Origin of the sequence: Microbacterium sp. NPDC089320 (assembly GCF_040684875.1) — a bacterium.
In the GTDB taxonomy this organism is placed as follows: domain Bacteria; phylum Actinomycetota; class Actinomycetes; order Actinomycetales; family Microbacteriaceae; genus Microbacterium.
In genome coordinates this window covers 295,534-315,001 of record NZ_JBFBGY010000002.1, presented here as the reverse complement: position 1 = coordinate 315,001, position 19,468 = coordinate 295,534, and the positions used below count along the sequence as shown (strand labels likewise).

The 19,468-nt window shown below is 69.1% G+C and carries 20 protein-coding genes; all 20 read right to left on the bottom strand.

Translation table 11 applies throughout. The features are described from left to right. Positions 1-246, bottom strand: coding sequence for an HGxxPAAW family protein (locus AB0N61_RS06035; protein WP_167944088.1), 246 nt, complete (start codon positions 244-246; stop codon positions 1-3). Between the two features lie 48 nt (positions 247-294). Continuing rightward, positions 295-885 (bottom strand): Trp biosynthesis-associated membrane protein, encoded by a 591-nt coding sequence (locus AB0N61_RS06030; protein ID WP_363362468.1) that lies wholly within the window; start codon positions 883-885, stop codon positions 295-297. Beyond that, positions 882-1,241, bottom strand: a complete 360-nt coding sequence (gene hisI, locus AB0N61_RS06025) for a phosphoribosyl-AMP cyclohydrolase (RefSeq protein ID WP_363362466.1) — start codon at positions 1,239-1,241, stop codon at positions 882-884. The genes AB0N61_RS06030 and hisI overlap by 4 nt, the downstream gene beginning before the upstream one ends. Further along, complete coding sequence (gene hisF / locus AB0N61_RS06020; RefSeq protein ID WP_363362464.1) at positions 1,238-1,999, bottom strand: imidazole glycerol phosphate synthase subunit HisF; 762 nt, start codon at positions 1,997-1,999, stop codon at positions 1,238-1,240. Before hisF ends, hisI begins: the two co-directional genes overlap by 4 nt. Next, positions 1,999-2,841 (bottom strand): ATP phosphoribosyltransferase, encoded by an 843-nt coding sequence (hisG, locus tag AB0N61_RS06015; RefSeq protein ID WP_363362462.1) that lies wholly within the window; start codon positions 2,839-2,841, stop codon positions 1,999-2,001. Before hisG ends, hisF begins: the two co-directional genes overlap by 1 nt. A gap of 38 nt (positions 2,842-2,879) precedes the next feature. After that, positions 2,880-3,143: a phosphoribosyl-ATP diphosphatase gene (locus tag AB0N61_RS06010; protein ID WP_363362460.1), complete on the bottom strand. Its 264-nt coding sequence runs from the start codon at positions 3,141-3,143 to the stop codon at positions 2,880-2,882. Next, positions 3,140-3,820, bottom strand: coding sequence for a ribulose-phosphate 3-epimerase (gene rpe, locus AB0N61_RS06005; protein ID WP_363362459.1), 681 nt, complete (start codon positions 3,818-3,820; stop codon positions 3,140-3,142). The genes AB0N61_RS06010 and rpe overlap by 4 nt, the downstream gene beginning before the upstream one ends. A 4-nt stretch (positions 3,821-3,824) precedes the next feature. Next, positions 3,825-5,210, bottom strand: a complete 1,386-nt coding sequence (locus AB0N61_RS06000) for a transcription antitermination factor NusB (RefSeq protein ID WP_363363165.1) — start codon at positions 5,208-5,210, stop codon at positions 3,825-3,827. 167 nt (positions 5,211-5,377) lie between these two features. Beyond that, positions 5,378-6,298, bottom strand: coding sequence for a methionyl-tRNA formyltransferase (fmt, locus tag AB0N61_RS05995; protein WP_363362457.1), 921 nt, complete (start codon positions 6,296-6,298; stop codon positions 5,378-5,380). Positions 6,299-6,366: 68 nt separating this feature from the next. Beyond that, positions 6,367-8,349 (bottom strand): primosomal protein N', encoded by a 1,983-nt coding sequence (locus tag AB0N61_RS05990; RefSeq protein WP_363362455.1) that lies wholly within the window; start codon positions 8,347-8,349, stop codon positions 6,367-6,369. A gap of 7 nt (positions 8,350-8,356) precedes the next feature. Further along, entirely contained in the window at positions 8,357-9,550 is a 1,194-nt protein-coding gene (gene metK, locus AB0N61_RS05985; RefSeq protein WP_363362453.1) for a methionine adenosyltransferase, read from the bottom strand. A gap of 93 nt (positions 9,551-9,643) precedes the next feature. Beyond that, positions 9,644-9,901 carry a DNA-directed RNA polymerase subunit omega gene (rpoZ, locus tag AB0N61_RS05980; RefSeq protein ID WP_042536631.1) on the bottom strand — a complete coding sequence of 86 codons (258 nt, stop codon included), beginning with the start codon at positions 9,899-9,901 and terminating at the stop codon, positions 9,644-9,646. Positions 9,902-9,966: 65 nt separating this feature from the next. Then, positions 9,967-10,875, bottom strand: a complete 909-nt coding sequence (gmk, locus tag AB0N61_RS05975) for a guanylate kinase (protein WP_363362452.1) — start codon at positions 10,873-10,875, stop codon at positions 9,967-9,969. Further along, the gene (gene pyrF / locus AB0N61_RS05970; RefSeq protein ID WP_363362450.1) at positions 10,868-11,713 is read right to left on the bottom strand and encodes an orotidine-5'-phosphate decarboxylase; all 846 of its coding nucleotides are present in this window, start codon (positions 11,711-11,713) and stop codon (positions 10,868-10,870) included. Before pyrF ends, gmk begins: the two co-directional genes overlap by 8 nt. Then, positions 11,710-14,997 (bottom strand): carbamoyl-phosphate synthase large subunit, encoded by a 3,288-nt coding sequence (gene carB / locus AB0N61_RS05965; RefSeq protein WP_363362448.1) that lies wholly within the window; start codon positions 14,995-14,997, stop codon positions 11,710-11,712. Before carB ends, pyrF begins: the two co-directional genes overlap by 4 nt. Next, positions 14,997-16,142, bottom strand: coding sequence for a glutamine-hydrolyzing carbamoyl-phosphate synthase small subunit (gene carA / locus AB0N61_RS05960; protein ID WP_363362447.1), 1,146 nt, complete (start codon positions 16,140-16,142; stop codon positions 14,997-14,999). Before carA ends, carB begins: the two co-directional genes overlap by 1 nt. After that, a complete protein-coding gene (locus AB0N61_RS05955) occupies positions 16,139-16,666 on the bottom strand; it encodes a hypothetical protein (RefSeq protein WP_363362445.1) in 528 nt (175 codons plus the stop codon). The genes carA and AB0N61_RS05955 overlap by 4 nt, the downstream gene beginning before the upstream one ends. Further along, positions 16,663-17,967, bottom strand: coding sequence for a dihydroorotase (locus AB0N61_RS05950; RefSeq protein ID WP_363362443.1), 1,305 nt, complete (start codon positions 17,965-17,967; stop codon positions 16,663-16,665). The genes AB0N61_RS05955 and AB0N61_RS05950 overlap by 4 nt, the downstream gene beginning before the upstream one ends. Continuing rightward, the gene (locus AB0N61_RS05945) at positions 17,964-18,929 is read right to left on the bottom strand and encodes an aspartate carbamoyltransferase catalytic subunit (protein ID WP_363362441.1); all 966 of its coding nucleotides are present in this window, start codon (positions 18,927-18,929) and stop codon (positions 17,964-17,966) included. Before AB0N61_RS05945 ends, AB0N61_RS05950 begins: the two co-directional genes overlap by 4 nt. Then, positions 18,926-19,456, bottom strand: a complete 531-nt coding sequence (pyrR, locus tag AB0N61_RS05940) for a bifunctional pyr operon transcriptional regulator/uracil phosphoribosyltransferase PyrR (RefSeq protein ID WP_167943607.1) — start codon at positions 19,454-19,456, stop codon at positions 18,926-18,928. The genes AB0N61_RS05945 and pyrR overlap by 4 nt, the downstream gene beginning before the upstream one ends. Positions 19,457-19,468: the final 12 nt, after the last annotated feature.

Here is a 19,468-nt window from a genome sequence, read left to right as displayed (position 1 = left end):
TTAGTGCGCCTTCGGCGAGTACTTGGGGCCCTTCACGCCGTAGCCGGCCCTCGAGAGCAGCCAGCCCACGAGCGCGCCGATCGGGATGATCGCCGCTCCGACCCAGATCAGAGCGACCCAGAAGGGGCTGAACTCCGCGAGGCAGAACGCCAGCGTGCCGATCGTGAAGCCGGCGAGCATGATGATGACACCCGTCCATGCGGCGGGCGAGTGTCCGTGGCCGGGGTCAGCGATCGGGTTGGTCATGGTCTCCTCCGGGGGACGACGTGCTGGTTCTGGTCAAGTCTATCGGGGTCATCGTGTCGGGTCGGTTCCGCGAGACAGGTCGTCCCACGAATCGATCGCGTCCACGGGGCCTGTGGTCGCGGCCACGTGTGCGGCATCGGTGCGGTATCGGCGGCCGCCGCGCTTCCAGCCGCGCCAGGTGATGAGCACGACGAGGGATGCCGCGAGCAGGATGATCCAGCCGATGAGCGTCATGACCGGCCAGGCGGAGAGCTCGATGCCGGCGACCACGTCGGCGATCGCCGCGCTTCCGGCGAGACCGGTCGTCTCGGTGACGGTGGGTCCGACGGCGCTCAGCGGCTCGGTCAGGAGCAGCTGCAGGGTCGTCCACCCGAGGAAGAGCGAGGCGGCGCCGCCGAGAATGCCGAAGATCAGCCGCAGCACGGGACCGACGATGGAGAGCGCGATGCCGAGGGCCAGCACGGCGAGGCTGAGAGGGGCGAGCAAGGGCAGCGCTGACGCTCCCGGCACGAGGATCGCCTCACCCGCATCCGTGCGCGCGACGGTGAGCCAGGTCTGGGTCGACGAGATGATCCCGATCGCGCCCGAGAGAAGGAATCCCGAGACGGCGATCGAACGGCCTCTGCGCGCGAACGTCATTCGACCGCGCTCCCCTCGACGGCGTGCAGGTCCGTCGTGTCGAAACAGGTGCGGGTGCCGGTGTGGCACGCAGGGCCCGTCTGGTCGACGCGCAGCAGGATCGCATCGCCGTCGCAGTCGAGGCGCGCCTCGTGAACCACCTGGATGTTGCCCGAGGTGTCGCCCTTGCGCCAATATTCGCGGCGGGAACGCGACCAGTAGACCGCCCGACCCGTCGTGAGAGTGCGGCGCAGCGCCTCCGCATCGACCCAGGCGAGCATGAGGACCTCTGCGGTGTCCCACTGCTGCACGATGACCGGTGCCAGGCCGTCCTCGTTGAAGGCGACCTGCGCGATGTGCTCCTCGATATCGCTCATCGGACGAGCACCCCTTCCGCACGCAGTGCATGCTTCACGTCACCGACGGTGAGCGCTCCGGTGTGGAACACGCTGGCTGCCAGCACGGCATCCGCGCCCGCCTTGATCGCCGGCGCGAAGTCCTCGGCTTTGCCGGCGCCGCCCGACGCGATCACGGGCACGGACGCAGCCTCGCGCATCAGCTTCACCAGTTCGAGATCGAAGCCGTCGCGGGTTCCGTCGGCGTCGATCGAGTTGACGAGCAGCTCGCCCGCGCCACGCTCTGCCGCCTCGCGCGCCCAGTCGAGCGCGTCGAGGGTGGTCTGAGTGCGTCCGCCGTGGGTCGTGACGACGAAGCCGGAAGCGGTCGTGTCGGCGCGCTTGACGTCGAGCGACAGCACGAGCACCTGCGCGCCGAAGCGGTCGGCGATCTCGCCGATCAGCTCGGGCCGTGCGATCGCGGCGGAGTTGACTCCGACCTTGTCGGCTCCGACCGACAGCAGTCGGGACACATCGTCGACGCTGCGGACTCCCCCGCCCACGGTCAGCGGCACGAACACCTGTTCGGCCGTGCGCTGCACGACGTCGTAGGTCGTCGCGCGGGCATCCACGGTCGCAGTGACATCGAGGAAGGTGATCTCATCCGCACCCTGCGCCGCATAGTGGCGCGCAAGCTCGACGGGGTCGCCCATGTCGCGGAGGTTCTCGAAGTTGACGCCCTTGACGACTCGCCCTGCAGCGACATCGAGGCACGGGATGACGCGACTCGCGAGCGCCATCAGAGCCTCGCGTTGTGGATCGCCGTGACGAGGATCGCTCGGGCGCCGAGCGCGTAGAGCGCATCCATCACGGGGTTGACCCGTGCTCGCGCCACCATGACGCGCACCGCGACCCATTCCGGGTCACGCAGCGGAGACACCGTGGGCGACTCGATGCCGCCCGCGATCTTCACCGCGTCGTCGAGGAGGGCCACGGGCAGGTCGTAGTCGATCATCACGAACCGGCGCGCGACCATCACGCCGCGCAGACGGCGCAGAAGCGTCTCCGACCCCTCGGCGTCGTGCGGACCTGCGATCAGCACGGCCTCGGACTGCAGGATGACGGGCCCGAAGACGTCGAGTCCGGCCTGACGCAGCGTCGTTCCGGTCTCGACCACGTCCGCAACGGCATCGGCCACGCCGAGGCGCACCGCGGACTCCACCGCACCATCGAGCGGCACGAGATCGACGGCGATTCCGCGCTCGTCGAGGAAGGCATCGACGAGGCCGGGATACGAGGTCGCGATGCGGAGGCCGTCGAGCTCGGAGACGTCGGTGTAGCGACCCGAGGGCGCGGCGAAGCGGAACGTCGATCCGGCGAATCCGAGCGCCTCGATCTCCCGAGCACCCGGCATGCGGGCGTCGAGGAGCAGATCGCGCCCGGTGATCCCTACGTCGATGGCGCCGGACCCGACATAGGTCGCGATGTCCTTCGGGCGGAGGTAGAAGAACTCGACGTCGTTGTCGCTGTCGACGACGTGGAGCGTCTTGGGGTCACGGCGACCGGCGTAGCCGGCCTCCGCGAGCATGTCGGCGGCCGTCTCGGAGAGAGAGCCCTTGTTGGGAACAGCAATGCGCAGCATGGGATGCCTTCAGATCGAAGCGAGTGGGGCGGAGCGCTTCACAGATGTCGGTAGACGTCCTGCAGGCTCAGGCCCTTCGCAAGCATCATCACCTGCACGTGGTAGAGCAGCTGCGAGATCTCCTCGGCAGCGGCCTGGTCGGACTCGTACTCGGACGCCATCCAGACCTCGGCTGCCTCCTCGACGATCTTCTTGCCGATCGTGTGCACGCCGCCGTCGAGCTCTGCAACCGTGCCGGATCCCTCTGGGCGGGTCTCGGCCTTGACGCTGAGCTCGGCGAACAGCTCGTCGAAAGTCTTCACGATTCCAGGCTAGCGGCTCTGGCGCGGTCTCTGAGCCGGGTGACGGCCGCCTCGACGTCGTCAGCGCCGTAGACCGCGGATCCGGCGACGAACGTGTCGGCGCCAGCGGCGGCAGCGGCCTCGATCGTGGCATCGGAGATCCCGCCGTCCACCTGCAGCCAGACGTTCGAACCGCGGCGCTTCGCCTCGTCTGCCAGGGCACGCAGCTTCGGCATCGTCTCGGGCATGAATCCCTGACCGCCGAACCCGGGTTCGACGGTCATCACGAGGATCTGGTCGAACTCCTCGAGCACGCTGTAGAGGCCGTCGGCGGGAGTGTCGGGTTTGATCGCCACCCCCGCCCTCGCGCCGATGCTGCGCAGGGTGCGGGCCAGCGAGATCGGGTCGGCGGCCGCTTCGAGATGGAAGGTGACGCTCGCGGCACCGAGCTCGGCATAGGCGGGGGCCCAGCGCTCGGGATCGGTGATCATCAGATGCACGTCGAGCGGGATGGGGCTGGTCGCCTGGATGCGCTCGACCATCTGCGGCCCGAACGTGAGGTTGGGGACGAAGTGGTTGTCCATGACGTCGACGTGCGCGAAGTCGGCGGTGGCGATCTTCGCGAGATCGCGCTGCATGTTCACGAAATCGGCGGCCAGGATGCTGGGGTTGATGCGCGGTGCGCTGGGCAGTTCCACGGCTCTAGTCTCCTCGCTCGGCGCTGGTGTCGGTCTGATCTGTGTCGGTCCGTCGCAGGAGCGCGAGGAACATCGCATCGGTGCCGTGCCGGTGCGGCCACAGCTGCACCCTCCCCGTGCCGTCGCTGCCGAGATCGATCGGGGAGGTCACGACACCCGAGAGGACAGCTCGAGCATCGAGCTCGGTGATGTCGGTGCGAGCACGCAGCACCTCCTGGACGACGCCCGTCGTCTCGGCGAGATGGGGCGAGCAGGTCGCATACGCGACGATGCCGCCCGGTGCCAGCGCGTCGATCGCCGCGGACAGCAGCTCGACCTGCAGAGGAACGAGCTCGGCGACGTCACCGGGCGTCTTCCGCCAGCGAGCCTCCGGCCGTCGCCGCAGTGCGCCGAGGCCCGTGCAGGGAGCATCGACGAGGATGCGATCGAACCGGCCCGCGTGCGAGGTTCCGAACGTCCGGCCGTCCTCCTCGTGAACGGTGATGTCACCGGGTACGGCACGGAGGGCGTTGCGCACGAGACGAGCGCGAGTGGGCACCACTTCGTTCGCCTCGAGCGACACATCGTGGTGACCGGCGATCGCCGCGAGGAGTGCGGTCTTGCCGCCGGGGCCCGCGCAGAGGTCGAGCCAGCTCTCTCCAGCACGGATCGGCGCGGCCGCGGCGAGAGCGAGTGCGACGAGCTGGGACCCCTCATCCTGCACGCGCACCGTGCCGCCCGAGGAAGCGATCACGCGATGCGGGTCGCCGCCGGGCGAGCCGTATGCCGTCGGCGCATACGGGCGACGTGGCTCCCCGGGCTCTGCAAGGCCGGGCAGAGCGACGAGAGTGACCTCCGGAGACGCATTGTCGGCGTCGAGGAGGTCGTCGAGCTCCTCGACGCGGCCTTCGGCCGCCAGGGCGCGGCGCAGCGCGCGGATGACCCACACCGGGTGCGCGGAGCGCAGTGCCAGCCGCTCGTCGTCCGACCGCGCCGACGACTCGATGCGCTGCTCCCACTCCCCCGGCGTCTCGCGGGAGATCCGACGCAGCACGGCGTTAGCGAAGCTGGAGGCTCCGCGCCCCTGCTGAGCCGCGACGATGTTCACCGACTCGTTGACCGCCGCGTGCGAGGCGACGCGGGTGGCGAGCAGCTGATGGGTCGCGAGCCTCAGTGCGTCGAGCACACCGGGGTCGATCTCCTCGACGGGCCTGTCGGCGGCTGCGGCGATGATCGCGTCATAGGTTCCGCGGCGTCGGAGTGTGCCGTAGGCGAGCTCCGTGGCGAGAGCAGCATCCTGTGGAGCGAGTCCTGCGTCCGCGATCGCCGTGGGGAGGACGAGGTTCGCGTACGCGTCGGATTCCGACACCGCGCGCAGCACGTCGTAGGCCACCCGTCGCGCGGGCTGCACCGTGCGCTGGGCGCCGCGCTGGGCGCCGCGCGGGAGTCCTTCTCGTCTCGCTCCCCGAGTCTGTCCCTCACGCGAGCGCGAATCGTCCGGCGCCCGCCGCCCCGCGCGGGCTCCTCGACCCGAGTCGCCGCGGCGCGGGTCGCGACGCTGACCGTCGCCCTGCCCGCTCACGCGCCGGCCCGCAGCTGCTCGGTGTCGCGCTGTCCGCGCCACCAGTCGACCGCGCTCATCGCTCCCTTGCCCGAGGGCTGAACCCGCGTGACCGCCAGAGGTGCCGATGCGGTGCCGATCAGGAGAGCGGTCTTGGTCACGGCGAACTCGCCGGGCTCGAGTGACACATCGTCGGCCGAGGGCGCGGCCTCGAGCACCTTCAGGCGGATGCCGTCGACGGTCGTGTGGGCCCCCGGTTCGGGAGTGACGCCGCGGAACCGGGCGAACACCTCGGTGAGAGGGCGCGACCAGTCCAGCAGGCCATCGTCGAGAGTCAGCTTCGGGGCGAGGGTCGGCTCGCCCTCCTGCGGCACCGAGCGTGCAGTGCCGTCGGCGATCGCCGCGACCACCTCGGCTGTCAGCTCGGCGCCGTCGGCGGCGAGTGCATCGAGGACCGCATCCGCCGTCGCCTCGGGAGCGACGGCGACGATCCGTGTCGAGAAGACGTCACCCGCATCCAGGGCAGGGACGAGCTGGAACACGCTGGCGCCCAGCTGTGCATCGCCGTTGATCAACGCGCGCTGCACGGGCGCGGCGCCACGCCACTGCGGGAGGAGCGAGAAGTGCAGATTGATCCAGCCCTTGGCGGGCGCCGAGAGCAGCGGCTCGCGGACCAGCCCTCCGTAGGCGACGATCACACCGAGCTCGACATCGAGCGCGGTGATGGCGGCCGTCGCGTCGTCGTCGAGGCGAGCGGCCTTGATGACAGGCAGCCCGAGGTCGTCGGCGGCCTGAGCGACGGGAGACGGGGTGAGAACCCGCTTTCGGCCCAGAGGAGCATCGGGACGGGTGACGACCGCGGCGATGTCGTGCTCGACCGCGAGACGGCGGAGAGTGGGGACGGCTGCCGACGGTGTGCCGGCGAAGACGAGACGCATGAAGGTGCTCCGGAGGGATGCGGGGGTGGATCGAGAGAGCTCGGGATGCGGAGAGGGGTTCTTCGCGATCAGAGCTCCGGATCGAGGATATCGAGTCGAACCGTGAGGGCGCTCCGAGTCGACTTGCCTCTGCCCCGTCGGTTGCTGACCGCTTCGGCGACGACCGCCGCACGCAACGTGGTGGCGACCCTGGCGCCTGCTCCATAGTCGAATCGAACGAGAGCTCGGACACGGGGAGGATAGTCGTCGGACTCGATCGGCACCGGCCCGAGCACGGCATCGGAAGGCAGCGCGAGGTCCTGTAGTGAGGCGAGGGCTCGCGCCACGGCGGCCGTCGAACCCTCGACCAGCGCGACCCTGGCAGCCGGCGGCATGTGCAGGGGCGCGCGCTCAGAGAGCTCTGTTCTCGCATACGCCGACTGGTTCCAGGTGGCGAGAGCTCGCGCGACCGCTCCGTCGACGCCGACGAGATGGATGGGTGCTCCCGGAGCCGCAAGAGCGGCCGCATTCGACCACCATCGCAGACACGATTCTCCGATCCGCAGGTCGGGAGCCTGCAGCATCCTCGGTCCGTCGAGCAGGACGACCGCCCGGTATCCGCCCTCCGCCAGTGGCTCCGCGCCCCGAGTCGCGACCACGAGCGCCGGCTTGTCGGCGACCCGCTCGACCGGGTGTGCGCTGTCTGCGACGATGACCCGGACTCCGGGGAACGCTTTGCCCAGTTCGTCAGCGGTCCGCTCGCTGCCCGAGGAAGCGAGCCGCAGCTTCGTGGAGGAACACGCCGGGCATGCCCACGCACGGGCCCCTCTGCCACACCATCCGCACACCGGTACGGCACCACGGTGCTTCGCACCGAGCGGCCCGCCGCAGTGTGCGCATCGAGCCGGCGCGCGGCACTCGGCACACACGAGCGACGGGGCGAAACCCGGTCGCGACACCTGCACCAGGACCGGTCCCTCAGCGGCGGCAGCACGTGCGGAGAGGAACGCCGACGACGGCATGCGCTGGGCCGTCGGCGCATCCATCTCCTGCGGCGTGCTGAGGATCACGCGCGGCAGCACACGACGCGCAGCGCGGATGTCCTGCAGCCATCCGTGGGCCACGAGACGCTCGACGTCGGTGGTGCGCGTGTGGCCCACGAACAACAGCGCCGAACCCTCCTGCTCCTGACGCAGCAGCGCCGCGTCCCGTGCGTTGATGTAGGGGGCGAGCGGCTCGCCGAGAAGAGGATCGCCGTCGTCCCACACGGCGACGACGCCGGCCCGAACCGGGGCGTACACGGCCGAGCGGTTGCCGATCACGACGCACGGCGCCTCCTCGAGGGAGCGCAGGAACGCACGGTACCGATCAGGGTTCGTCTGGCGCGAGTCGAAGCGCACGACGGCCTCGGCGGGAACGAACGCGTCGAGAGCGGCGCGCAGCTGATCGAGGTCGCGGTGATCCGGGACGACGAGGATGCTCGATCGGCCCGCTGACAGCGTCCGCGCCGCCGTGGACGCGAGGAGGGCTGCCCACCCCGGATCGCCCTGATGCCGAACCGGAATCGCCTCGACGGCCGCCCGTCCACCGGCGTCGAGCACGTCGGCGAGCGAGTCGTAGTTCGCGATCAGCTTGACGGCGGCCGAGAACGCCTCGTCAGACGGGGCCAGCACCGGGGAGTCACCGGTCCAGGCCTTCTCGACTCTGACCTGGCGTTTGGGGATGACGAGCCGCAGGACGTCGGATGCCGAGCCCGCCGCCCGGTCGGCGGCGCGACGCGCCAGGCGGTAGAGCCGCTCGGGAAGCACCGAGACCGGGGACACGACACTGTCGACCTCGGACAGCGGCCTGTCGCCATCATGTTCGGTGTCGAGTTCGACGACGTAGCCGTCGATGACTCGACCGGCGGTGCGCAGAGGCACGCGCACGCGCACGCCCAGCGGAACGTCTCCGAGCTCTTCGGGCAGGGCGTAGTCGAACAGTCGATCCAGCTGCGGCAGGGGCGAGTCCAGGAGGACGCGCGCGATCCTCCGACTCTGCGACGTCAGGGACGGAGGGACGCCATCAGGCATGCGGCCCTCAGAGTCCTGCAGCGCGCCGCAGCTCTTCCGCGCGGTCCGTGCGCTCCCACGTGAAGTCCGGAAGCTCGCGCCCGAAGTGCCCGTACGCGGCGGTCTGCGCGTAGATCGGGCGCAGGAGGTCGAGCTGCTCGATGATCGCCTGCGGCCGCAGGTCGAAGACCTCGTCGATCGCGCGCGTGATCACCTCGTCCGACACCTTGCCCGTGCCGAAGGTCTCGACGTAGAGGCCGACCGGACGCGCCACGCCGATCGCGTAGGCGACCTGCACCTCGAGACGGTCGGCGAGCCCTGCGGCGACCGCGTTCTTGGCCACCCAGCGCGTGGCATAGGCGCCGGAGCGATCGACCTTCGACGGATCCTTGCCGCTGAAGGCGCCGCCGCCGTGGCGCGCCGCGCCACCATACGTGTCGATGATGATCTTGCGCCCGGTGAGTCCGGCGTCGCCCTTCGGGCCTCCCGTGACGAAGGGACCGGCAGGGTTGATGTAGTAGGTGAGGTCGCTGAGATCGAGTCCCGTCGACGCGAGGACCGGATCGATCACGTGCTCGCGCACCTGAGCCTTCAAGTCGTCCTGCGAGATGTCCGGGTGATGCTGGGTCGAGAGCACCACGGCGTCCACGGTCTTGGGCGTGAAGCCGTCGTAGCCGAGAGTGACCTGTGTCTTGCCGTCAGGGCGCAGGAACGGCAGCGCACCCGAGCGGCGGACCTCGGTGAGCCGCTCCGCGATGCGATGCGCGGTCCATGCGGCCATCGGCATCAGCTGTGGGGTCTCGTTGGTCGCGAAGCCGAACATGATGCCCTGGTCGCCGGCGCCGAGGCCGTCGAGAGGATCGATCGACCCACCGTCACGGTGTTCCTGGGCGTTGTCCACACCGTGGGCGATGTCGGTGGACTGCTCGCCCACCGAGATGCTCACACCGCAGGAGTCGCCGTCGAAGCCGGTCTCGCTCGAGGTGTAGCCGATGCCGTTGACCACCTGGCGGACGATCGTCGGGATGTCGACGTACGCCTCGGTGCGGATCTCGCCGGCCACGTGCACGAGACCGGTGGTCACCAGCGTCTCGACGGCGACCCGTGAGCCGGGGTCCTTCGCGATGAGCCCGTCGAGGATGCTGTCCGAGATCTGGTCGCAGATCTTGTCGGGGTGCCCCTCGGTGACGGACTCGGACGTGAACAGACGCAGCGCGCTCATCGGGGCTCCAGAACGGAATCGGACAGCAGGAAGGGGGTGGCTCCCATGATGGACCGCACCGCCGACATCAGTCAGCGGTGCGGTCATCGGACGTCACTCGGCGTGACGGAGGCGGAGCTTGTCCTCGTTGATCTCGTGCAGAGCGATCGTCAGCGGCTTGTCTTCGACGGAGGAGTCGACGAGCGGGCCGACGTTGTCGAACAGGTTGCCCTCGTGCAGGTCCGAGTAGTAGTCGTTGATCTGGCGGGCGCGCTTGGCCGCGTAGATCACGAGCTCGTACTTCGAGTCGACGCGGTCGAGCAGGTTGTCGATGGGGGGATCGATGATTCCGTTGGTGTGGTGTCCGGCCATGGTGGGACCTCCTGATCAGGCGACGGGATCGTCGCGAAGACGGTGCAGCGGGCGCGCGAAGACGCTCAGCGCGCAGAGCTCGAAGACAATTCTACGACCTCCGCGGCCGCAGCGGCGACGTCCTCGTTCACGATGAGGTGGTCGAACTCGTTCTGCGCCGCCAATTCGACCTTCGCGGTGCGCAGTCTGCGAGCGCGCTCCTCGTCGCCCTCGGTGCCTCGTCCGACCAGCCTCTGGACGAGCTCATCCCAGGTCGGCGGCAGCAGGAAGATCAGCGTCGCGGCGGGTTCCGCCTTGCGCACCTGGCGCGCGCCCTGCAGATCGATCTCGAGCAGCACGGTCTTGCCGGCGGCCAGGGCCGCGTCGATCGGAGCCCGAGGCGTGCCGTAGCGCGACTTGTTGTGGACCACGGCGTACTCGAGGAGCTCGTCGTCGGCGATCAGCCGGTCGAACTCCGCATCGTCGACGAAGTAGTAGTGCACGCCGTCGATCTCGCCCGGGCGCGGCGCGCGGGTCGTCGCCGAGACCGACAGATGGATCTCGGGGTTGTGCTCCCGGATATGGGCGGCGACGGTGCCCTTTCCCACCGCGGTGGGACCGGCGAGAACCAGCAGACGACTTCGCGCGCCGCGCGGCTCGAGCACCGGGAAACGCGCGTCGAGCCAGTGCGAGAGCGCCACACGCTGGCGGACGCCGAGGCCCCCCAGCCGCTTGACCGGCGAGATGTGCAGCTCTGCCAGAATGCGGTCGCGCTTGCCCGCGCCGATGGCGGGAAGGGCGAGCAGGAAGTCCGTGATGCGCATGGACCCCTCGACCGAGTCGGGGTCTGCGGTCGCCCGCTCGAGCACCGCCTGCGGGGTGACGACACGCGTCGTCAGGTCACGCTTGAGGGACGCGCGGGCACGGCGTCGTTCGACGGCCTTGCGTGCGGCGGCAGCGCGATCGACTTCGGGGACGGGACGGGACTCAGCCACGGCCGGCCTCCCTGTACTCTGCGACGCGGGCGTCGATGGCGACGGCGAGACCGGTGGGTCCTGCCGAGAGGATGCTGCGGCTCTCGCTCGCGATGACGGCGGCGCTCATCGAGCCGAACCGGCGGTGCAGGTCCGACGGGGTCGCACCCTGGGTGCCGAACCCCGGAGCGAGGATGGGGGCGGTCGGCGAGAACGCGGCGATGCCGGCATCCGTCCAGTCGACCGTCGCTCCGATGACGAAGCCGAAGCTCCCCCACTCCCCCGCCGCGGTGTGCTCGGCATTGCGTGCCGACACGACCGAGACGATGTCCGCTGATACGGCACGGCCGGTCTCGGAGATCGAGCGCTGAAGCACCTCGGCCTCCGGGTTGCTCGTCGCAGCCAGCACGAACAGACCCTTGTCGTGCTGTTCGGCGAGGGCGAAGGCGCCGTCGAGGGCGCCGACGCCGAGGAACGGGTTCACCGTGAGCGCGTCGACCTCGAGCGGTGATCCCGGCGAGAGCCAGGCAGCCGCATAGGCATCCATGGTCGAGCCGATGTCGCCGCGCTTGGCGTCTGCGATGACGAGGAGGCCGGCCGCCCTGGCGGCCGAGATGACCTCCTCGAGCGCCGCGAACCCAGCAGAGCCGAAACGCTCGAAGAACGACACCTGCGGCTTCACCAGACCTGCACGGCCCGCAGCGGCCTCCACCGTGCGCAGCCCGAACTCCCGAACTCCCGCGGCATCGTCTCCGAGGCCCCAGGAGTCGAGCAGAGCGGCATGCGGGTCGATGCCCACGCACAGCGGACCGTGCGCCGCGAGGGCGACCCGGACCCGTTCGCCGAAGCGTGCGCTCACACTGCGGCCTTCCGGTCGAGGGCATACTCCTGCAGGCTCTTCACCTGGAAGCCCTCATGGGCTGCGTCCATCCCGCTCACTGCGGCGCCGAGGACGGCCATTGTGGTGAACAGCGCCTTGTCGGCCGCGACAGCAGCCGCGCGGATCTCGTAGCCGTCGGCGCGCGCCGCGCCTCCGGAAGGCGTGTTCACGACGATGTCGATCGAGCCGGCGTTGATGAGATCGACGATGTTCGTCGCGCCGGACTCCTGCGTCTCGCTGTACTTCTCGACCACGGTGACCGCGATGCCGTTGCGCGAGAGGATCTCGGCTGTGCCCTCGGTGGCCACGATCGTGAACCCGAGCTGCTGCAGGCGGTGCGCAGGCAGGATCACCGCGCGCTTGTCGGAGTCCGCGACCGAGATGAACACCGTGCCGGAGGTCGGCATGCCGCCGTACGCCGCCGCCTGGCTCTTCGCGAACGCAGTCGGGAAGTCACGGTCGATGCCCATGACCTCGCCGGTCGAGCGCATCTCCGGACCGAGGATCGAGTCGACGGTCTTGCCGTCGGCCGTGCGGAACCGCTTGAACGGGAGCACGGCCTCCTTGACCGAGACAGGCGCGTCGAGAGGCACGCGGGAGCCGTCCTGCTCGGGCAGCATGCCCTCGGCGCGGAGCTCCGCGATCGTCGATCCCACCATCACGCGGCTCGCGGCCTTGGCCATCGGGATGCCCAGCGCCTTCGAGACGAAGGGCACCGTGCGGCTCGCGCGCGGGTTCGCCTCGATCACGTAGAGCACTCCGGCGCTGATCGCGAACTGCACGTTCAGCAGGCCACGGACGCCCACGCCCTTCGCGATCGCCAGCGTCGCCTCGCGCACGCGGTCGATGTCGGTGCGCCCGAGCGAGACGGGCGGAAGGGTGCAGCTCGAGTCGCCCGAGTGGATGCCGGCCTCTTCGAGGTGCTCCATCACGCCGCCGATGAACAGTTCGGTGCCGTCGTAGAGGGCGTCGACGTCGAGCTCGATCGCGTCATCCAGGAAGCGATCGACGAGCAGGGGCTTGCCCTCCTCGATGATGACCTCGCCCGCGGTGCGCACGAAGTACTCGCGCAGGGACTCCGAGCTGTAGACGATCTCCATGCCGCGTCCGCCGAGCACGAAGCTGGGGCGCACGAGCACCGGGTAGCCGATCTCCTCGGCCACCGCCACGGCGCCGTCCGCGTCCACGGCGGTGCCGTGGCGCGGGGCGACGAGGCCAGCGGTGTCGAGGAGCTGCGAGAACAGCTCGCGCTCCTCGGCGATGTCGATGGCCGCCGGGCTGGTGCCGAGCACCTGGTAGCCGGCGGCCTCGATGCCCTTCGCGAGACCCAGCGGCGTCTGACCGCCGAGCTGGCAGACGACGCCGAGGATGGTGCCGCTCGCGGCTTCCGCGTCGAGGACCTCGAGCACGTCCTCCAGCGTGAGCGGCTCGAAGTAGAGCCTGTCGGACGTGTCGTAGTCGGTCGACACGGTCTCGGGGTTGCAGTTGACCATGATGGTCTCGAAACCGGCATCCGAGAGTGCGAACGAGGCGTGCACGCAGGAATAGTCGAACTCCACGCCCTGGCCGATGCGGTTCGGGCCCGATCCGATGATCACGACCTTGGTGCGATCCGACGGCGTGACCTCGGTCTCGAAGTCGTAGCTCGAGTAGTGGTACGGCGTGAGAGCCGGGAACTCGCCGGCGCACGTGTCGACGGTCTTGAACACCGGGCGGATGCCGAGTCCGTGACGCACGCCGCGAATCTCCGCCTCCTTCTCGCCGCGCAGCTCCGCGATCTGCGCATCCGAGAAGCCGTGCTCCTTGGCGTAGCGCAGCGTGGCCGCGTCGAGCTCGGGGGCCGTGCGCACGATCTCGGCGACCTCGTTGATCAGCACGATCTGGTCGATGAACCACGGGTCGATCGCCGTGGCGTCGAACGCCTGCTCGACCGTGGCGCCCTTGCGCAGCGCCTGCTGGAGAGTCACGATCCGACCGTCGGTCGGGACCTTGGAGATCTCGAGCAGCTCGTCGACGGAGCGGGTCTCCTCGCCCCAGTGGAAGCTCGAGCCGCGCTTCTCGAGCGAGCGGAGCGCCTTCTGCAGCGCGGTCGCGTAGTTGCGGCCGATCGCCATCGCCTCGCCCACCGACTTCATGGTGGTCGTCAGCGTCGCGTCCGCCGCCGGGAACTTCTCGAACGCGAACCGCGGCACCTTGACGACGACGTAGTCGAGCGTGGGCTCGAAGCTCGCCGGGGTGACGCCCGTGATGTCGTTGGGGATCTCGTCGAGACGGTAGCCGAGCGCGAGCTTCGCTGCGAGCTTGGCGATCGGGAAGCCCGTCGCCTTGGATGCGAGGGCGCTCGACCGGGAGACGCGCGGGTTCATCTCGATCACGATGATGCGGCCGTTGCTCGGGTCGATGGCGAACTGGATGTTGCAGCCGCCGGTGTCGACGCCGACCGCGCGGATGATGTCGATGCCGATGTCGCGGAGCTTCTGGTACTCGCGGTCGGTGAGGGTCAGAGCCGGGGCGACCGTGATCGAGTCACCGGTGTGCACGCCCACGGGGTCGACGTTCTCGATCGAGCACACGACCACCGTGTTGTCGGCGGTGTCGCGCATGAGCTCGAGCTCGTACTCCTTCCAGCCGAGGATGGACTCCTCGAGGAGCACCTCGGTGGTCGGCGAATCCCGCAGGCCCGCCCCGCCGATGCGGCGCAGGTCCTCCTCGTCGTAGGCGAAGCCGGATCCGAGACCACCCATCGTGAAGGAGGGGCGCACGACGAGCGGGTAGCCCAGCTCAGCCGCACCCTCGAGCAGGTCGTCCATCGTGTGCGCGATGATGCTGCGCGCCACGTCGGCACCGGCGTCGAGCACGAGCTGCTTGAAGATCTGACGGTCCTCGCCCTTGTTGATCGCCTCGAAGCTCGCACCGATCAGCTCGACGTCGTACTTCTCGAGGATGCCGTGGTTGTGCAGCGCGATCGCGGCGTTCAGAGCCGTCTGGCCGCCGAGTGTCGGCAGGATCGCGTCAGGACGCTCCTTCGCGATGATCGTCTCGATGACCTGCCAGGTGATCGGCTCGATGTAGGTCGCGTCGGCGAAGTCGGGGTCGGTCATGATCGTCGCCGGGTTGGAGTTGACGAGGATGACTCTGACGCCCTCTTCGCGGAGGACACGGCACGCCTGGGTGCCGGAGTAGTCGAACTCGCAGGCCTGACCGATGACGATCGGGCCGGAGCCGATGACGAGGACGGAGTTGATGTCGTCGCGCTTGGGCATTACTTGGTGTCCTTCTTGCTGGCGATGACCATGTCACGGAACCGGTCGAAGAGATAGTTGGCGTCGTGGGGTCCGGCTGCCGCCTCCGGGTGGTACTGCACCGAGAACGCCGGGATGTCGAGGGCGCGCAGGCCCTCGACCACGTTGTCGTTCAGACCGACGTGGCTGACCTCGACCTTGCCGTAGCCGTGAGGGCTGTCGAAGGAGCCCTCCAGCGGTGCCTCCACGGCGAACCCGTGGTTGTGAGCGGTGATCTCGACGCGTCCGGTCGACTTGTCGAGCACCGGCTGGTTGATGCCGCGGTGTCCGAACGGCAGCTTGTAGGTGCCGAGACCCAGCGCCCTGCCGAGCAGCTGGTTGCCGAAGCAGATGCCGAAGAAGGGCAGTCCGTCGTCGAGCACCGAGCGCAGCAGTTCGACGTGGTCGCCCGACGCTGCGGGGTCGCCGGGACCGTTCGAGTAGAAGACGGCCACCGGGTCGATGGCACGGATGTCGTCGATCGTGACGTTCTGCGGCAGGACGTGCACCTCGAAGCCGCGGGCGGCGAGATTGTCGATCGTGGCCTGCTTGACGCCGAGGTCGAGCACCGCGAGGTTGCCGACCCGCTCCCCCATCGCCGTCGTGACCGTGGCGACGTCGACCGAGACCTCCGCCGAGAGGTTCTGCCCGGCCATCTGCGGCGCCTCGCGCACGAGGCGCAGCTGCTCGTCGGCGTCGATCTGCGCGGCCTCGCCCGAGAAGACGCCGCCCCGCATCGAACCGGCCGACCGGATGTGGCGGGTGATCGATCGCGTGTCGATGCCGCTGATGCCGACGATGCCGTCCCTCTCGAGGATCTCATCGAGAGAGGCGGTCGCACGCCAGTTCGAGACGACGCGCGAGGGGTCGCGCACGATGTAGCCGGCCACCCAGATGCGCCGGGACTCGGGGTCCTCGTCGTTCATTCCGGTGTTGCCGATGTGGGGGGCCGTCTGCAGGACGATCTGTCCTGCATACGACGGGTCGGTGAGCGTCTCCTGGTATCCGGACATGCCGGTCGAGAAGACGACCTCGCCGAAGGTGGTGCCCAACGCGCCGTATGCACGGCCGGTGTGGCGGGTCCCGTCTTCGAGGACGAGGACTGCGGGTTCGGGGAGGGCTGTCATGACGTTGCTCCTGTGTCGGGGGCGACGCTGTCGTCCGTGGCGGGGACGAGGCGCTGCAGTTCTGAGATGAAGTTCTGGGGTTCGCCGTCGGCGACGCGGAGGTAGGAGTCGACGATCGTGTCATCGTCTGCGTTCCAGGCGACGCGGACGAGCCCGCCCGGTTCCACGACCCGGTCGATCGTCACCGTCGCACGGTCGACGCTCACGAGTCGCGCCGAGGCGAGGAACACGGTCGGTGCGCCGTCGAGGCAGAGCGCGAGCCCACGATCGGTGACCGCGGCCTCTCCCCTGGCGCGGTAGGCCAGGGGCTGGATGGTGAGGCGCTCCAGCGGCTGCTCGTGCTTCGTCGTCGAGACATAGAGCACCTCGCGACGATCGAGCACCTCCGCGTGCTCGGGCACGCCCAAGGGTGCGGCGAGACCGGAGTCGCGTCGGAGTCGTCGGCGCCAGGCGAAGAGCATCGTCGCGAGGACGAGCACCGCCAGCCCGATCATCAGGGCTATCGCGAGATCCCGGGGGATCATGCGCCCAGCTCCTCGACGACCGCTCCCCCGTCGACCGTCACGAGTCCACGGTGCACCGTGAACTCGACGCGGCCTGGGAGATCGCGCCCGAGGTACGGCGAGTTCACGCTGCGGCCGTGAAGGTCGGATTCGGTGAAGACACCGGCGACCGATGCGTCGTACAGCGTGATGTGCGCAGCAGAACCGGCCTGCAGGGGCAGTCCGTGGCTGCTCAGGCGTCCGATCCGCGCGGGGGCTGCGCTCATCACCCTGGCGACGTCCTCCCAACCGATCAGGCCCGTCTGCACCATCGACTGGTGCACGACGCGAAGAGCGCTCTCGAGCCCGACCATGCCGTTGGCAGCAGCCTGCCATTCGCACGACTTGTGCTCGCTCGGATGCGGCGCGTGATCGGTCGCGACGATGTCGATCGTGCCGTCGGCCAGGCCCTCGCGCACCGCCATGACGTCTTCTTCGCGACGCAGCGGCGGGTTGACCTTGTACCGGGCGTCGTAGCCGCGCACGAGTTCGTCGGTGAGCAGCAGGTGATGCGGAGTGACCTCGGCGGTGACGTTGATGCCCCGCTTCTTCGCCCAGCGGATGATGTCGACGGAACCTGCGGTCGAGAGATGGCACACGTGCAGACGGGAGCCCACGTGCTCGGCGAGAAGCACATCGCGCGCGATGATCGACTCCTCGGCGACCGCCGGCCATCCGGCGAGCCCCAGATCGGCCGATACCCTACCCTCGTTCATCTGCGCGCCCTCGGTGAGACGCGGGTCCTGCGCATGCTGCGCGATCACGCCGTCGAACGACTTCACGTACTCGAGGGCGCGGCGCATGATCAGCGGATCGAAGACGCAGAAGCCGTCGTCGCTGAAGACGCGCACCTGGGCACGCGAGGTGGCCATGGCGCCGAGCTCGGCGAGCCGCTCGCCCTTCTGCCCGACTGTGACGGCGCCGATCGGCTGCACGGTGGCATACCCGGCGGCCTCGCCCAGAGCCAGCTCCTGCTCGACGACACCGGCCGTGTCGGCGACCGGCGAGGTGTTGGGCATCGCGAAGACGGCGGTGAACCCTCCGGCTGCGGCAGCACGGGTTCCGGTGAGGATCGTCTCAGAGGCCTCATATCCGGGTTCCCGGAGGTGGGTGTGCAGGTCGACGAGTCCGGGAAGGGCCACCAGGCCGTCGGCGTCGATGACTCGTGCACCCGATCGGCTCAGCCCGGTGCCGATCTCGGAGATCAGTCCGTTCTCCACGATGATGTCGGCGCGCTCGGCACCGAGAAGCTGTGCGCCGGTGATGACGAGGGTCTCGCTCACTGGTCTCCCCCTCGTTCGTCGTCTCGTTCTCCTGCCAGAAGCAGGTACAGCACCGCCATGCGGATGGACACTCCGTTCGTCACCTGTTCCAGCACGGTCGAGCGCGGGGAATCGGCGGCTTCGGAGGAGATCTCCAACCCGCGGTTCATGGGTCCGGGGTGCATGACAATGCTACCGTCCGGAAGGCCGGCCACACGCCGTGCGTCAAGACCCCATCTTCTGGAATACTCCCGCTCAGTGGGGAAATACGCGGCGTTCATGCGCTCGAGCTGGATGCGGAGCATCATCACGGCATCCGGACCCTCCGCGAGCGCCTGATCGAGGTCGTAGACGACCTTCGCCGGCCAGAGCGAGACGTTCTGCGGCACCAAGGTGGGCGGCGCGACGAGGGTGACCTCGGCTCCGAGCGTGGCGAGCAGCCAGACGTTCGACCGGGCGACCCGCGAGTGGAGCACATCGCCCACGATCACGACCCGGATGCCGGCGAGATCGCGCCCGCGGCTGTCTGCGCCGAAGCGACGCTTGCGGATCGTGAAGGCGTCGAGGAGCGCCTGCGTCGGATGCTCGTGCGTGCCGTCGCCGGCGTTCACGACCCCGGCCGAGATCCAGCCGCTGGTGGCGAGCGTCTGCGGCGCTCCGGAGGCGGGATGGCGGATGACCACGGCATCCGCCCCCATGGCCTGCAGCGTCTGGGCGGTGTCCTTGAGGCTCTCGCCCTTCGAGACGGACGAGCCCTTGGCGGCGAAGTTGATGACATCGGCCGAGAGGCGCTTCGCTGCGGCTTCGAAGGAGATGCGGGTTCGGGTGGAGTCCTCGAAGAAGAGGTTGACGACCGTCTTGCCGCGGAGCGTCGGAAGCTTCTTGACCTCGCGCGACTGCGTGTCCGACATGTCCTCGGCGACGTCCAGGATGCGCAGGGCCGTCGTGCGGTCGAGAGTGCGGGTGTCGAGCAGGTGTCTCATGCTTCGATCGTCACCTCCTCGGCGCCGTCGTGCTCCGTCAGTCGCACGTTGACGCGCTCCTGACGAGACGACGGGATGTTCTTGCCGACGAAATCGGGTCGGATCGGGAGTTCGCGGTGTCCCCGATCGACGAGGATCGCGAGACGGACGATCGACGGGCGCCCGATCGACTGCAGCGCGTCGAGGGCGGCGCGGATGCTGCGCCCCGAGAAGAGAACGTCGTCGACGAGGACGACGGTCTTGCCGTCGATGCCACCGGCGGGGATCTCGGTGGGCCGAGGAGAACGCGTGGGCTGCGTGGCGAGGTCGTCACGGAAGAGCGTGACGTCCAGCGCTCCGACGGGGACCGTGGTCTGCGCGATGTCGCCGATCACCGACGACAGGCGGTGGGCGAGAGTGACGCCGCGGGTCGGAATGCCCAGCAGGACGAGGTTCTCAGCCCCGCGATTGGATTCGAGGATCTCGTGCGCGATACGGGTCAGAGCCCGCGAGATATCGGCTTCATGCAGCACGGTTCGTGCAGTCATCGGCCGCTCCCT

What these genes read in the sequence shown, in the direction of transcription:
- AB0N61_RS06035 (WP_167944088.1), bottom strand. Translation starts at nt 246, where the DNA reads ATGACCAACCCGATCGCTGACCCCGGCCACGGACACTCGCCCGCCGCA.
- AB0N61_RS06030 (WP_363362468.1), bottom strand. Translation starts at nt 885, where the DNA reads ATGACGTTCGCGCGCAGAGGCCGTTCGATCGCCGTCTCGGGATTCCTT.
- hisI (WP_363362466.1), bottom strand. Translation starts at nt 1,241, where the DNA reads ATGAGCGATATCGAGGAGCACATCGCGCAGGTCGCCTTCAACGAGGAC.
- hisF (WP_363362464.1), bottom strand. Translation starts at nt 1,999, where the DNA reads ATGGCGCTCGCGAGTCGCGTCATCCCGTGCCTCGATGTCGCTGCAGGG.
- hisG (WP_363362462.1), bottom strand. Translation starts at nt 2,841, where the DNA reads ATGCTGCGCATTGCTGTTCCCAACAAGGGCTCTCTCTCCGAGACGGCC.
- fmt (WP_363362457.1), bottom strand. Translation starts at nt 6,298, where the DNA reads ATGCGTCTCGTCTTCGCCGGCACACCGTCGGCAGCCGTCCCCACTCTC.
- AB0N61_RS05990 (WP_363362455.1), bottom strand. Translation starts at nt 8,349, where the DNA reads ATGCCTGATGGCGTCCCTCCGTCCCTGACGTCGCAGAGTCGGAGGATC.
- metK (WP_363362453.1), bottom strand. Translation starts at nt 9,550, where the DNA reads ATGAGCGCGCTGCGTCTGTTCACGTCCGAGTCCGTCACCGAGGGGCAC.
- rpoZ (WP_042536631.1), bottom strand. Translation starts at nt 9,901, where the DNA reads ATGGCCGGACACCACACCAACGGAATCATCGATCCCCCCATCGACAAC.
- carB (WP_363362448.1), bottom strand. Translation starts at nt 14,997, where the DNA reads ATGCCCAAGCGCGACGACATCAACTCCGTCCTCGTCATCGGCTCCGGC.
- carA (WP_363362447.1), bottom strand. Translation starts at nt 16,142, where the DNA reads ATGACAGCCCTCCCCGAACCCGCAGTCCTCGTCCTCGAAGACGGGACC.
- AB0N61_RS05955 (WP_363362445.1), bottom strand. Translation starts at nt 16,666, where the DNA reads ATGATCCCCCGGGATCTCGCGATAGCCCTGATGATCGGGCTGGCGGTG.
- AB0N61_RS05945 (WP_363362441.1), bottom strand. Translation starts at nt 18,929, where the DNA reads ATGAGACACCTGCTCGACACCCGCACTCTCGACCGCACGACGGCCCTG.
- pyrR (WP_167943607.1), bottom strand. Translation starts at nt 19,456, where the DNA reads ATGACTGCACGAACCGTGCTGCATGAAGCCGATATCTCGCGGGCTCTG.